14 protein-coding genes are annotated in these 13788 nt (G+C 61.0%); 4 read left to right on the forward strand and 10 right to left on the reverse strand.

Annotation, left to right across the window (positions count from 1 at the left end):
• The first annotated feature begins 4 nt into the window (after positions 1 to 4).
• A complete protein-coding gene (locus AXG89_RS13950; RefSeq protein WP_062169986.1) occupies positions 5 to 1669 on the forward strand; it encodes a GMC family oxidoreductase in 1665 nt (554 codons plus the stop codon).
• Here AXG89_RS13950 and AXG89_RS13955 read toward each other — a convergent pair.
• A complete protein-coding gene (locus AXG89_RS13955) occupies positions 1636 to 2532 on the reverse strand; it encodes a LysR substrate-binding domain-containing protein (protein WP_205583051.1) in 897 nt (298 codons plus the stop codon). The genes AXG89_RS13950 and AXG89_RS13955 overlap by 34 nt on opposite strands.
• Positions 2533 to 2755: 223 nt before the next feature.
• Here AXG89_RS13955 and AXG89_RS13960 point away from each other — a divergent pair, with 223 nt between their 5' ends.
• On the forward strand, positions 2756 to 4054 hold the full coding sequence (locus tag AXG89_RS13960) for a cation:proton antiporter (protein WP_062169988.1): 1299 nt from the start codon (positions 2756 to 2758) through the stop codon (positions 4052 to 4054).
• A gap of 37 nt (positions 4055 to 4091) precedes the next feature.
• Here the strand turns inward: AXG89_RS13960 and AXG89_RS13965 are convergent, their stop codons facing one another.
• Both AXG89_RS13965 and AXG89_RS13970 read right to left on the reverse strand, forming a co-directional pair.
• On the reverse strand, positions 4092 to 5201 hold the full coding sequence (locus tag AXG89_RS13965) for a saccharopine dehydrogenase family protein (protein WP_062169989.1): 1110 nt from the start codon (positions 5199 to 5201) through the stop codon (positions 4092 to 4094).
• 149 nt (positions 5202 to 5350) lie between these two features.
• Positions 5351 to 5812: an Lrp/AsnC family transcriptional regulator gene (locus AXG89_RS13970; RefSeq protein ID WP_061999474.1), complete on the reverse strand. Its 462-nt coding sequence runs from the start codon at positions 5810 to 5812 to the stop codon at positions 5351 to 5353.
• A gap of 259 nt (positions 5813 to 6071) precedes the next feature.
• Here AXG89_RS13970 and AXG89_RS13975 point away from each other — a divergent pair, with 259 nt between their 5' ends.
• Both AXG89_RS13975 and AXG89_RS13980 read left to right on the forward strand, forming a co-directional pair.
• A complete protein-coding gene (locus tag AXG89_RS13975; protein ID WP_061999475.1) occupies positions 6072 to 6599 on the forward strand; it encodes a Spy/CpxP family protein refolding chaperone in 528 nt (175 codons plus the stop codon).
• Positions 6600 to 6725: 126 nt separating this feature from the next.
• Positions 6726 to 7154, forward strand: coding sequence for a PGDYG domain-containing protein (locus AXG89_RS13980; RefSeq protein WP_061999476.1), 429 nt, complete (start codon positions 6726 to 6728; stop codon positions 7152 to 7154).
• A 17-nt stretch (positions 7155 to 7171) separates the two neighbouring features.
• Here the strand turns inward: AXG89_RS13980 and AXG89_RS13985 are convergent, their stop codons facing one another.
• The 7 genes from AXG89_RS13985 to AXG89_RS14015 all read right to left on the reverse strand — a co-directional run bounded on the left by AXG89_RS13985 (position 7172) and on the right by AXG89_RS14015 (position 13651).
• The gene (locus tag AXG89_RS13985) at positions 7172 to 7540 is read right to left on the reverse strand and encodes a DUF3022 domain-containing protein (RefSeq protein ID WP_061999477.1); all 369 of its coding nucleotides are present in this window, start codon (positions 7538 to 7540) and stop codon (positions 7172 to 7174) included.
• Between the two features lies 1 nt (position 7541).
• Positions 7542 to 8360 carry a YhfC family intramembrane metalloprotease gene (locus AXG89_RS13990; protein WP_062169990.1) on the reverse strand — a complete coding sequence of 273 codons (819 nt, stop codon included), beginning with the start codon at positions 8358 to 8360 and terminating at the stop codon, positions 7542 to 7544.
• Positions 8361 to 8396: 36 nt separating this feature from the next.
• On the reverse strand, positions 8397 to 9446 hold the full coding sequence (locus tag AXG89_RS13995; RefSeq protein ID WP_062169991.1) for a LacI family DNA-binding transcriptional regulator: 1050 nt from the start codon (positions 9444 to 9446) through the stop codon (positions 8397 to 8399).
• Between the two features lie 72 nt (positions 9447 to 9518).
• The gene (locus tag AXG89_RS14000) at positions 9519 to 10487 is read right to left on the reverse strand and encodes an NAD(P)-dependent oxidoreductase (protein ID WP_061999480.1); all 969 of its coding nucleotides are present in this window, start codon (positions 10485 to 10487) and stop codon (positions 9519 to 9521) included.
• Between the two features lie 22 nt (positions 10488 to 10509).
• Positions 10510 to 11808 (reverse strand): MFS transporter, encoded by a 1299-nt coding sequence (locus tag AXG89_RS14005; RefSeq protein ID WP_062169992.1) that lies wholly within the window; start codon positions 11806 to 11808, stop codon positions 10510 to 10512.
• 29 nt (positions 11809 to 11837) lie between these two features.
• Positions 11838 to 12812, reverse strand: a complete 975-nt coding sequence (locus AXG89_RS14010; RefSeq protein WP_062000856.1) for a sugar kinase — start codon at positions 12810 to 12812, stop codon at positions 11838 to 11840.
• Positions 12813 to 12835: 23 nt separating this feature from the next.
• The gene (locus AXG89_RS14015) at positions 12836 to 13651 is read right to left on the reverse strand and encodes a sugar phosphate isomerase/epimerase family protein (protein ID WP_119024663.1); all 816 of its coding nucleotides are present in this window, start codon (positions 13649 to 13651) and stop codon (positions 12836 to 12838) included.
• Between the last annotated feature and the right edge of the window lie 137 nt (positions 13652 to 13788).

Consider the following 13788-nt stretch of genomic DNA (forward strand, 5'->3'; position numbering starts at 1 on the left):
AGATATGACTTACGACTACATCATTGTGGGCGCCGGATCGGCGGGCTGCATCCTGGCTGAACGGCTGTCGGCATCGGGACGACACACCGTGCTGGTGCTCGAAGCCGGCGGCAAGGCCGATTCGTTCTGGTTCAAGATACCCGTGGGTTTTGCAAAGACATATTACGATCCGGACTGCAACTGGATGTACTACTCCGAGCCGGAAGCGGAACTCGCCGGCCGCAAGATCTATGCGCCGCGAGGCAAGGTCCAGGGCGGCTCCGGCTCCATCAACGCCATGATCTTCGTACGCGGCGCACCACGCGACTTCGACGACTGGGCCGCCGCCGGGAACGCTGGCTGGTCGTACAAGGACGTGCTTCCGTACTTCCGCAAGCTCGAGACGCACGCCGCGGGCGACACCGCCATGCACGGCTCGAACGGCCCGATTCACGTGACATCGATGAAAGATGGCATTCATCCCGTCACGCGTCATTTCCTCGACGCCTGCGACGAACTGAAGTTTGCGCGCAACGATGACTTCAACGGCGTGCACATAGAAGGTGTCGGCGTGTACGACGTGAACACGCATAACGGCCAGCGTGCATCGAGCAATGTGGGTTATCTGGAGCCGGCATTGAAACGCGCGAATGTGAGCATTGAACATCATGCGCTGACGACACGCGTCTTATTCAATGGACGGCGCGCCACCGGCGTCGAAGTTTCGCAGAACGGCGTCACGCGCATGTTCAATGCAAAACGCGAAGTGCTGCTGTGCGCGGGCGCCGTCGATACCCCAAAGCTGCTGCAACTTTCGGGCGTGGGTCCGGCCGCGCTGCTCGCGCGCCACGGGATTCCTGTCGTGCATGCGCTGCCTGCCGTCGGCCAGAACCTCCAGGATCATCTGTGTGCGAGTTACTACTATCGCGCGAACATGCCGACGCTCAACGGCGAATTCGGCTCGCTTCTGGGCAAGCTGAAACTCGGTCTGCAATATCTGCTGACGCGCAAGGGACCGCTTGCGATGAGCGTGAACCAGGCCGGCGGTTTTTTCAGCACGGATCCAGATAGCAAGCACGCAAACATGCAGCTTTACTTCAATCCGCTGTCGTACCGGATTCCGAAGTCGAGCCGCTCGCAACTCACGCCCGAGCCGTATCCCGGTTTCCTGCTCGCGTTCAATCCGTGCCGTCCGACGAGCCGTGGATCAATCGAAATAGCATCGGCGAATCCCGCCGATGCCGCCCTGATCCGCGCGAACTATCTGACGACGCAAAAGGATATCGATGAAGTGATTCAGGGCAGCCGCCTGATCCGCTCGATCATGCAGGCGCCTGCATTGCGCACGGTAACGGTCGAAGAAACGCTGCCGGGGCAATCGGCTGTGCCCGAAGGCGACGACGCCGCCATGCTCGAATATTTCCGCGAGAACAGCGGTTCGATCTACCACCTGTGCGGTTCATGCGCGATGGGCCCGGACACGCGGACCGCCGTGGTCGATAACCGCTTGCGCGTGCACGGCATGGAGGCGTTGCGGATCGTGGATGCATCGATCTTTCCGAACGTCACGTCGGGCAACATCAATGCACCGGTCATGATGGTCGCGGAAAAAGCCGCGCAAATGATCGTCGACGACGCCACCGCGCCAAGCTTCGTTCAGCGCGAAGCACTCGCCGCCGCTTCGGCCTGAAGCCATTGCTGGAACAGGCGCTGCGTCCCGCTTGCCCGCTGCTCGGGACGCAGCACGAACCAGTATGACTGGCGACCCTCGATCTCCACATCGAGCACTTGCCGCAACTGTCCCGAGGCCAGTTCGGCCGCGATCATATGACGATCGGCGATGGTGATTCCCAAGCCGTCAACTGCCGCTTGTATCGACAAGTCGAGCACATCGAACTCATGGCCGCCGTCCGTATCCACGCCTTCGATACGCGCCGCATCCAGCCAGTGCTGCCACGTGAGATAGCGCTGGTCTTCGCCGGACAGCACATGCAACAGCGTGAAGCGGTTCAAGTCGACCGGCGTGCCCTCACTCTCACGATCGAGCAAAGCCGGCGACGCCACCGCAATATGCCGTTCGTGCATCAGCAAGGTGCTTTCGAGGTTGTTCCATTCGCCATCGCCAAAACGAACCGCGCAATCCAGCCGGTTCGAATCCGCGATGCCGTCATCCACGCGCGTCGTAATGCTCAGGTCCAGTTCCGGGAAAGCCTCACGCAGCCGCCCGAGCCGCGGTACGAGCCAGCGGGCCGCAAAGGTAGGCGGAACGTTGATGCGAAGCCGGTTGACATCGTTTTTCTGGCTGATCGCGCGCACTGTCAGCTCGATCTTGTCGAACGACTGCTGCAACGCGCGCAGAAGCACACGGCCGCTCGGCGTCAGCACCAGATGCTGATGACGGCGCGAAAAAAGCGTCTCGCCGACCTGCTCCTCCAGTTGCCGGACCTGCCGGCTCACGGCGCTCTGCGTAACGTTGAGCAGCGTGGCGGCGCGGGTGAAGCTGCCGGTCGTGCCGGCTGCTTCGAAGGCTTTTAGCGCATTGAGCGCAGGCATTTTGCGTTTCACAGGGATTCGGTGATTCGATGGTTCGTGGTTCGGGAACGCTGCATGTCCCGACGTTCGCGTGATCTTACGCAGGCGGCCGCCCGAACTGTGACGATTTCATAATCTCATGCAAGAAACACGAAACACGCCTGACGGCATTATTCGCCTGGTATGGTTTTGTGGCACGCCCCTTGCTCCCAGATGGCGTAAGTCGCATCCACCTCAGGCTCTCATGACCGAAACGATATGGTTTCTCGTCGTTGGCGGTGTGCTCATCTTCATGGGGCTTGCCAGCTCGACGTTCAAAGAACTCCCCATCAGCAGTGCAATGGTTTATCTCGCCATCGGCTTCGGCCTTGGCCCGTTTGGCGTCGGCCTGCTCAAGATCGACCTGCTCGGCGACGCAACCCTGCTGCGCCGGATCACCGAAGTCGCCATGCTCGTGTCGCTTTTTGCGATCGGCCTGCGCCTGCGTGTGCCGCCGACCGACCGAATCTGGCTATTGCCCCTGCGTCTGGGCCTGGTCGCGATGGTCGCGACCGTCGCCATCATGACGCTCGCCTGCGTCTACCTGCTGCATATGAGCTGGGGACCCGCATTGCTGATCGCCGCGATGCTCGCGCCCACCGACCCCGTACTCGCCCACGACGTGCAAGTCCAGGTCCCGGGCGATGTCGACCTCCTGCGCTTTTCGCTCACCGGCGAAGGCGGCCTGAACGATGGCATCGCGCTGCCGTTTGCGCTGCTGGGTATTGCGGTGTGCAACTACGAGGCATCGCCGCAACAGGCGTTGAGCTGGCATTTCGCCGCTGATGCAATGTGGGGTGTCGCGGGGGCGCTGGCCGTCGGCTGGCTTCTGGGTGACCTTGCCGTGCGGCTGATTGCGTACCTGCGCACACGCCACAGCCTCGCGCTCGGGCCTGAGGGCTTTTACGCGCTCGGCCTGATCGCGCTTTCGTACGGCATCGCTGAACTGATGCATACCTACGCATTTCTCGCCGTCTTCGCCGCCGGCCTCGCGATGCGCCGTGTCGAACAAAAAGCAAGCGGCGATAAATCCGTCCACGAAGCCGTCGGCAAGATCGATGCGCAGGACGTGGGCGCAACGGCGTCCGATCCCGACCGCGCGCACGCGTTCGTCGCGGAGCGGGTGCTCGGCTTCACGATAGAACTCGAGCGCATCGCCGAAGTCGCGGTCATGCTGATGGTCGGAAGCGTGCTCGCCAATGTCTGGGATCACCTCTTCACGTGGCGCGGCGCAGCCATTGTCGCGCTGCTGTTCTTCGTGGCGCGGCCGATTTCGGTGCAAGCGTCACTGATCGGCTCTTCGGCAACACGATCACAGAGGCTGCTCACGAGCTGGTTCGGCATTCGCGGCGTGGGCTCGTTTTATTATTTGCTGTACGCGCTGGAACATGCGCCACGAAGCGCCGCACAACCGCTGGTACCGCTGGTACTTGCGGTGATCGCGGCGTCGGTCATCATGCATGGCATTACGTCTACGCCGTTGATGAACCGCTATAAGGGTTGAAGTTAAGGGCGGCGTGTCCAGCCGCCCCCGGCTCTCCTCAAGCTTCCACAATCTCCCGCACGCCGGCTATTTCCCGCGCCCCTTCATACAGCCGTCCGAAACGGTTATCGAGAAACGCCTGCAGAGGAACCTGTTCCTGCCGGATAAAACCGCTTTCCGGCAAGACGCCGTCACGGAACAAATCGAGTTCTGCGCAAACGGCTCCAGCGGTCGTGATCTGGATCGCGCTCATCGATACACCGCAGACCTTCTTCGCGAAAATCTTCCGTGTGAAAACGTCCTGCACCAGACGTCCGTCGCGCATGCCGGTGGTCGTGACAAAAACCAACACGACGTCCTGCGCCGTCGCGGGGACTGCGCGCCGCAGCATCGCCTTCAATCCGTCACGATCGCTCGACATCCGCAGGTCATCGAGCAGGAATTTCATCAGCTCACGATGCCCCGGGTAACGCACCGACTTGTAATCGAGCGATTCCACTTTCCCCGCCAACGTCTCGCACAACGTGCCAAGGCCGCCTGAGGTGTTGAACGCCTCGTACTCGGTGCCATCGAGGGAAAAATGCTCCAGGCCTTCCAGCGGCTGCACCCATTGTGTACTGCCGTCGCGAATGGCTTCGCAGGGCTGACAATATTCGTTGATCAGGCCGTCGATACTCCACGTCAGGTTGTACTTCAATGCGTTCGTCGGGAATTCGGGCAATGCGCCGACGCGCATCTTGACCTCGCGCAACTCGGTGAACCGCTGCGCCAGTTCGTTCGCGACAATGCCGATAAAACCCGGCGCCAGCCCGCACTGCGGCATGAATGCATGCGTGGACTCTTCGGCGATTGCGCGGATTGCATGGGTGGCGCGCACGTCTTCGGTCAGGTCGAAGTAATGCACCCCGGCCGCCTTCGCAGCCGTGGCAACAGTTACGGCAAGGTAATAAGGCATGGCATTGATGAGCGCATCGAAACCTTGCAGGGCGAGGCGCAACGCATTGGCATCGGCGGAATTGACGCGCCGGGTCGGGATGTCCTGCGCTTCGAGCAGGCTGAGCGCGTGGGCGTCTCGGTCGAAAACGACGACTTCATAGTCGCCGGTTTCACGCAGCATCCGGGCGATGCTCTGGCCAATCAGGCCGGCGCCGATGAGGGCTATTTTCATGTTCATCTCCTTGATGGGCGTCCTGGGGGCAAATCCCTGGACACCAGTTTAGGAGCGCATGAATATTGATAAAAGGCACAAAAAGATGCGATTCGACATCTAATTTCGACATTTTGACGATCTTTCGATACAAAACGTCAAGGTGTCATTCAATTCATGCCACCTCGGTCCACCTTGCGCGCAAGAATGATGGACGTGGTGGTGCGCTCGACGCCCTCAAGACCGCCGATTTCATCGAGCAGGTCGTTGAGTCTGTCAGGCGAATCGGCCCGCAGCCACGCAACGTAGTCAAACTCGCCGCTGACCGCGCAAAGCAGTTGCATCTCGGGCATCCTGGCGAAGCGCTTTTGCACGTCGCGGCCGTACTTCGGCGCGAGTTTGATGCCAACGTATGCCTGGATGCTCGCGTCGAGCACGTCTTGTCCGAGCCGCACGCCATAACCCGCAATCACGCCGGTCTTTTCGAGCCGCGCGAGCCTGGCAATCACTGTAGTGCGTGCGATGCCAAGCTGGCGCGCCAGTTCCGACACGCTCTCGCGTGCGTTCACCTGCAATGAAGCAACGAGGTTGCGGTCGATATCGTCAAGTTGATCGAGGCGCGGCGGTCGCATGGAACAATTTCCTTTTGTTATTACAACGCGTTAGGGCTTCCAGGTATTAAAGCATGAGGCTTAACCTGCGCACGATGCATCAGGTTGGTTAAACTCCGTGGTCTCGCGCGAATTTTTCGCAGTCGTATCGGTTGTAAGCAGTTGTGGCAACCAAAGCAGAGCCGCGCGCTAACGTGATATTAATAGCGCGTTGCCAAGCAGCACATGCGGTATTTGTGTGTATCGCTTGCCCCTTCTTAATGGACCCAAGGTGTCACCCATGAAAAAAACACTCGTTGCACTGGCCGCCTCGCTCGCTCTTTCGACCGCATTTGCACAGTCTTCCGCGCCGGCCGCCTCGCCTGCGGGAGCGTCGGCGCCTGAATCGGCGCGCGGTCAGGCACGCGAAGCACGCGTCGAGCAACGCATTGCCGATCTGCACAGCAAGCTCAAGATCACTTCGGCACAGGAAGATCAATGGAACAAGTTCGCCGATGTCATGCGTGAAAACGGCCACACCATTGGTGAGTTGTATCGCCAGCGTATCGCGCTCGGGACGAACACCACGGCGGTCGACGACATGAAGCAGTACGCGCAGATCACGCAAGCGCAAGCCGACGGCACGAAGCGCCTCGTCGATGCATTCGAGCCGCTTTACTCGAGCCTTTCGCCGGAACAGAAGAAGCTCGCCGACGCCAGCTTCCATCAGACGGCGCAACGCGGCGAGCACAAGGGCCGCCGCGCACCGCGCAGCAAGGCTACGCCGGACAGCATCGCGCCGGACGCAGCGTCTTCAACCAAGCCGTAAGTTGGAGAAACAAGCGCTTGTATCGGGTTACCGGTGCAAGCGCTCTTTGTTTTTGTTGTGTGCGAACTGCAAGGCTTGGCGTTACGATTCCGGTCTCCAAAGCTTCCGCCTCTCCCGGCACCGTACATGACATCGATTACCCACCTTGACCTGACTGCCGACTCCGCCACCCAACGCGTGGTGAAGGACGAAGCCGTCCATGTCCAGTTCGCGCATGAACCGGGCTCGCTGATGAGTCTGGAGGGTCCGAACCGCTATGAAACCGGCGATGCGCTGATCACCGGCGCGACGGGTGAACGCTGGGTGGTTTCGCGAGATCGTTTCAATGCGAAATACCTTCCGCACGATGGCGTCGAGCACGGCGACGCGGGCGTGTATCGAAACATTCCGGTTGTCGTGCTTGCGAAACAAATGCACGAGTCGTTTTCAATCGCGAGATCGGAAGCCGGCGATGTATTGCACGGCGTGGCAGGCGACTGGGTCATGCAGTACGCGCCGGGCGACTACGGTGTAGTCAAAGCAGCGCGTTTCGCGAAGGTTTATAAGCCGGCTTAAGCAATCAAGCGTCCGGGTCACGCGAAATCGTCGCCCATGTCGATCTCCACGTTACGCGGCACTGTTTCCCCGTTCGCGTACATCTCTTCAAGCGCGCCCAGTTCCGTTTCCACATACGCCCGCAGCACCGCGTAACTGCGCGCGTGCATGCGCGGCTGCATCGCCCGATAGCGCGCGAGCGCAGCGGGATCGAAGCGGATGTCGATGGCAATGCGGCGCGCCGTTGTCCCGAAGCGCATCGCGATGTAATGGACGACGAGCGAAAGCCGGCCATCGTCGCCGGGGCGTTCAACGAATTGCGTCTGTTCCGGGAACAGGTCGCTGATCACGCGCGCCAGGATTTCGATGTCGGCGCTCGGACATTCGAACTGATATTCGTCGCTCATCTCAGACTCCGTTCTTCGCTCGCGCCGCACGGTCGGACGCAACCCTCACACCGATAAAATACCGGCGCAACGCACGCATCACGATCAGGCCGAACACGAGATACACGGCGTCGGCCGCGAGCAGCGGGATCAAGCGCGCCTGATACAGCGCAATGGGCAACGCAATCAGCGCATGCGCCACGATCATGAACGGCAGCGTGAAGCGGAAACGCTCGCGCAACATGTGCCACATCACGACAGAAAAGCCGATCTGGAACACGAACGCCGCAGCGCGTTCGGCCAGGAACAGTCCCGCGGATTCAGGCGTCAGGCTGCCCAGCACCATATGCAAGCGCAGCAGCGATTCTGCGGGAACACTGGTGAAATATTGATCGAGCATGTTGCGATCGGCGAGCGTGGCATACAAAAGCCATTGAAGCTGAACCAGCACGCCGACAAGCCACGCTTCCGCGCCACCATGCCCGATTCCGTAACCCAGCGCCGTCCCCGGCTTTTGCAGCGACGCAGGATCGCGCCGGATCAGCCATTTCATGCCGGCGAAGCGGCCCACTTCTTCGCAGATACCAGTAGCCAGCGCGCCATAGATCACGAACAACGCGGGGTTCATCAGCAAGCCGACGGTCGTCGCATTGCTCAGCATCAGGCCATGCAGGCCCCGTTCGATGACCATCGAAAAAAGCGCGAATACCGCAATCCCGACGATCACATCGCGCCGCCCGAACCCGTACTGCGGCCGCATTTTCCGGTAGAGCCAGAAAGGCAAGGCCGCAATCAGCAGCGTTGCAAGCGTGAGGCAAACCAGCGTCAATACACTTACCATGAATCAATATCCTCAAAAACCATGTTCGGCCAGATGCTAGATGTTGCCCGCAAGCGTTGACGTGCGCACGACCAGTTCGCCCGGCAGCAGGCATTCGCGCGGCGCCATGACCGCGCCCTCGATGCGCTCGTGCAGGAATTCGACGGCGCGCTCCCCTATGGTATAGGTCGGCTGGCGTACAGTCGTCATTCCGGCTAGTTCGGCCCACTCGGAATCATCGATACACATCAGCGCCACGTGCCGCTGCCACGCGGCGCCATGGCGCTCTTTCATATGCAGCGCGACGCGCAACGCAACCGGCGCGTTCGCCGCGAACAACGCAATGCGGCGGTTGCGTTGCCGGTTCTCGCCGATACGGGTATCGATTCCGGCAAGCGCCTCGGCCGCCAGTTTGTCATCATCCAGGTCGAGCACGACTGTCGCGCCCGACACTCCAAGGGCGCCGATAGTGTCACGAAACGCCGTCTCGCGCACGCGGCGCGAACTCACATGCGTGAAAGGCTGCACCACGAATACGAGTTCATCGAAACCCTGCTCCGCCAGATGGCGGATCGCTGATGCGACCGCTGCGGTGTTGTCGAGGCCGACCATGTCGGTCACCAGGCCATCGATCGAACGATCGACCAGCACTACCGGCACCCCGCCGCTTGCGAGCGTTTCCAGCGTCTCCTCCTTCACGCCGAGCGCATTCACGATCACGCCTTCCACGCGATACGTACTCAGCAATTGCAAGTACCGCCGTTCGAGATCCACCTCGTTGGCCGCGTGGCAGATGAGCGGCATATACCCGAAAGCGTGGCACGCCGCCTCGACGCCCTGCAGCACTTCCACCGAATACGGATTGGTCAGGTCGGCAAGCAACATGCCGATCAGCCTGTTGCGCCCGCGTTTCAGCCCGCGCGCCATCTGGTTCGGCCGATAATCGAGCTTGGCAATCGCCTCCTCGATGCGCTCGCGAAGGTCCGTGGACAGCACGCCCGTCTCGCCATTCAGATACCGCGAGATGCTGGTCTTACCGGTGCCGGCTTCGCGGGCGACATCCGTGATGGTCGCGCGGCGTTCGGTCAGGAAGTTGTCTTTTGGCATGGTCTCGTGCAGTAAAAATAAAGCGCGCCAGAGCGCGCTTTATCTACCAAGGCGGATTGAAGGCAACGCCGCTCAGCGCTTCAGTGCTTCCGGATTCACCATGTTGTTGGTCAACGTGCCGTCGAGCGCGCCGATCAGGTTCTCGGCGGCGTTCTTGTTCATCGCGTGCCGGGTTTCGTGTGTGGCCGAACCAATGTGCGGCAGTGCGACCACGTTCTTCAGCTTGAGCAACGGCGAGTACGCGGCAAGCGGTTCTTTCACGAACACATCGAGACCCGCGGCGAGGATCGTCCCGTTTTGCAGCGCTTCGATCAGGGCGTCTTCATCGACGGTCGGTCCCCTCGATGCATTGATCAGGATCGCGCTCGGCTTCATCTTCTTCAGTTGCGCCGCGCCGATTAGATTGCGCGTCTCGGCGGTCAGCGGCACTTGCAGCAGCACGAAATCGGAGGTCGCGAGCAACTCGTCCAACTCGACTTTCTTCGCGCCGTAATCGCGTTCCGCTTGTTCATTCCGGCTGCGATTCGTGTACTGCACGTTCATCCGGAAGCCCAGCGACGCACGCCTTGCAACGGCGCCGCCAATCCGTCCCAGGCCGATGATTCCCAGCGTCTTGCCTTGCACATCGACACCGAATTGTTCCTCGCCAATGCTCTTGGTCCATTTGCCCTCTTTCACCCAGTCGGCCAGTTCCACGACACGGCGCGCGCTCGCCAGAATCAACGCGAAGACGGTATCCGCGGTCGATTCGGTCAGCACGTCGGGCGTGTTCGTCAGCACGATGCCGCGGCGATTCAGGTCGGCGATATCGAAAGCATCGAAACCAACGGACACCGTTGCGAGCGCCTTGAGCTTCGTTGCGCCTTCCAGCATTGCGGGCGTGATCTGCGTGCTGGCGCCAATGGCGCCGTCGGCATCTTTCAATGCAGCGACAAACGCGTCGTGCTGCTTCGGGTCGACGGTGGTAACGTCCGCGTGTTCCTGCAAGTAGGCCAGCACGTCCGCGGGCAGCGGCTTGTACGCGACGATTTTCTTTTTCATCGAACGGATCCTGTGGGTCAGATTAGTGCGCTGCGAGTTTGGCGGCAGGCGCAACGGGTTGCGGTTTCACAGCTAGCGTCAGTATGACGGCAGCGACGAGCGCCGCACTCATGAACACGTACGATGCCGCAGGCGACCCCGTCGCGCCGTTCAGATACCCGACGACGTAGGAACCCACGAACGAGCCGAGCGCGCCCATGCTGTTGATCAGCGCCATGGCGCCGCCCGCGACGTTCTTCGGCAAGAGTTCCGGCACGATCGCGAAGAACGGGCCATAAGGCGCGTACATGGCGGCGCCGGCAACCACGAGCAACGCATACGACGCCCAGAAATTCGTCGATCCCAGCAAGTACGACCCCGCGAAAGCAAACGCGCCGATCAGCAGGAACGGCCATACAAAAAGCTTGCGGCGCTCCAGTTTGTCCGATGCCCACGACGCCGCAATCATCGCAATCGTCGCCGCGAGATAAGGCACGGCGGACAGCCAGCCGGTCTCGACCATGCCGAACGAGGACGCGTTCTTGAGAATCGACGGCAGCCACAGCACGAAGCCATACACGCCGATGCTCCAGCAGAAATACTGCGCCGAGAGTTTCATCACGGCCGGAGACTTGAACGCCTCGCCATAGTTCTTGACCGGTTTGATGGCGGCTTGTTCCGCGCGCAGGGTTTCGTCGAGATCGCGCTTTTCCTGATCCGAAAGCCACTTCACCTGCGCCGGTTTGTCTTGCACGATAAACCACCAGATCACTGCCCAGATGATTGCCGGCGCGCCTTCCACGATGAACATATGGCGCCAGCCAAAGGAGTTGATCAGATAACCCGAGACCACGGACATCCACAGCACCGTCACCGGATTGCCGAGAATCAGGAACGTGTTGGCGCGCGAGCGTTCGGACTTCGTGAACCAGTTCGAGATGAAGATCAGCATGGCCGGCATCACGGCTGCTTCCACGATGCCGAGCACGAAGCGCAGCGCCATCAGCGACGGAATGTTCGTGACTACACCGGTCAGCGCCGCGCATCCGCCCCACAGGACCAGGCTCACGAACACGAGCTTCTTGACGCTGCGCCGTTCGGCGTAGATCGCGCCGGGAATCTGGAAGAAGAAATAGCCGAGGAAAAACAACGCGCCGATCAGCGATGCCAGCCCCTTGCTGATCCCGAGGTCATGGTTTATCCCCGCCGCCGATGCAAAACCGAAGTTCGCCCGGTCGAGGTAGGCAAGGCTGTAGGTGATGAATACGATCGGCATGATCGTCCACCAGCGGCGCACCGCGAGCGTGGGTTTGTTCGTCGTGCTGTCGCTGGCTTGTTGCATGACTGTCTCCGTCCGTGGGCGTGCGCGCGTTATGAGGCGACCGTGGTGGTGGCGGGTGCTTGTTCCAGCTTGTCGAGTTCCGCGCGGGTCGGCAGGCCTTCGCTGTCGCCGATCACCTGGATTGCCAGCGCGCCGATGCGGTTGCCGCGCGTCAGCGCGTGACGTACATCGCGTCCTTCCAGCAAGGCGCTTACCACGCCGACGGCGAAACCATCACCGGCGCCTACGGTGTCCACGACCTTCTCAACCGGAATCGCCGGCACGGTGCCCTGGTCGTTGTCCGCGGTGCGGAAATACGCGCCATGCGCGCCGAGCTTCACCACGACGCCCTTCGCGCCCTGATCCAGATAGAACCGGGCAATGTCCTCCGGCGTCGTGTAGCCCGTCAGGATCTTGCCTTCGCTCACGCCGGGCAACACCCAGTCCGCGTGCGCGGCGAGCGCGTTGAGCGCCTCGGCCATTGCTTCTTGCGACGGCCAGAGCGTGGGGCGCAGGTTCGGATCGAAGGAAATGGTCTTGCCGGCCTTGCGCATTTCGGCCGCCATGTGGAACGCGAGTTCGCGCGATGTGCCCGAGATCGCAGGCGCCACGCCCGTCAGATGCAAATGGCGCGCGCCGAGCACGTAGTCGGCGACGTAGTCATCGAGCGACAAATGGCTCGCCGCCGAACCCTTGCGGAAATATTCGATGGCCGGATCGCTGCCGTCATCGTTCCTGGACTTGAGCTGGAACGCCGTCGGATAGCGCTCGTCGATGGTCACGCGGCTCGAGTCGATGCCCTCCTGCGCGAGTACATCGAGCACGTACCGGCCGAATGAATCGCGGCCGACGCGGCTCATCCAGCCGACCTTGAAGCCGAGCCGCGACAAGCCGATCGCCACGTTCAGATCGGCGCCGGCAACGCGTTTTGCAAAGTGGCCGACCTTCGCGAGATCGCCGGTTTCCGTCGCGACGAACAGCGTCATTGCTTCGCCGTAAGTCACGACATCGAGTGCTGGATTCATGTTCGGTTTTTCTTGGGTCATGTTCATTGATCAGTCGATGCTATTTGTTTGACGTAGCGCGCGGCGTCATCGGCAAGATGCGCAGGGTCGAACGGAAATTCGATACCGCGTGGGACGTCGCGCGGGAGGTGTTTAAGTAGCGTGGCGAAGGACGTGTCGCCGATTGCGGGCGCGGTTGCGAAACGTCGCGCGCCTTCGCCCTGGACCACCTTGCAATGCACGTAGGTGACGTAGCTGGACAGGCGCCGCGCCGCCTCCATCGGATCCTGATCGGCCCAGCGCCAGTTGCCGGTATCGAAGGTCATCGACAGCGCATGCGTGCGGGGTTTCAACGCTTCGAACAAGGCCGCGAATGCGTCGATCGTGCCGCCTGCTTTCAATTGGCCGTTCTCGACCACGACCTTGGCTTTCGAGTCAGCGATCCCTGCAATCAGCCGCTCGAGCGTGTCTGCAGCGGTCGCCGTGCCCGTGGTTGCCGACCCGCCCAACTGAAACTTGACGATGCGCGCGCCGAGCGCGTCGGCTTCGGCAAGCGTTTGGGTCATGGCGGTTTCATCGAGCGCGCCATGGTCGTCGAAGAGCGTTGCCGGCGTGGAATACACAGGCCAGATCCCGGCTGCGCGGATTGTGTCGCCGAGTTCGCGGAGGTAGTCGGGCTGGGATTGTGTGTTATCGGCAAACAGTTCCCGACGCACTTCGAACCCCGCCGCACCCGCTCGCGCCGCGACTTCGGCCCATATTGCGTGACCATCGCGGCGGATCGATTCGACGCCAAAAGCGCTCGCAACGATCACAACGGGGACATTTCCGGCAATAGCAGTATTTTTGGTCAGATTCACGGAATGACTGGATTCCACGGTCAGATTTGCCTGAAATGTCGCCTTGGAACCGGTTCCAAAGACGATATTTAAAAAAGACGCGTGAGCGTCCGTGCATTTCCGAAATGATCCGCCAGCGACAGACGGGTTGCCATCAT

The organism is Burkholderia sp. PAMC 26561 (assembly GCF_001557535.2).
Taxonomy (GTDB): domain Bacteria; phylum Pseudomonadota; class Gammaproteobacteria; order Burkholderiales; family Burkholderiaceae; genus Caballeronia.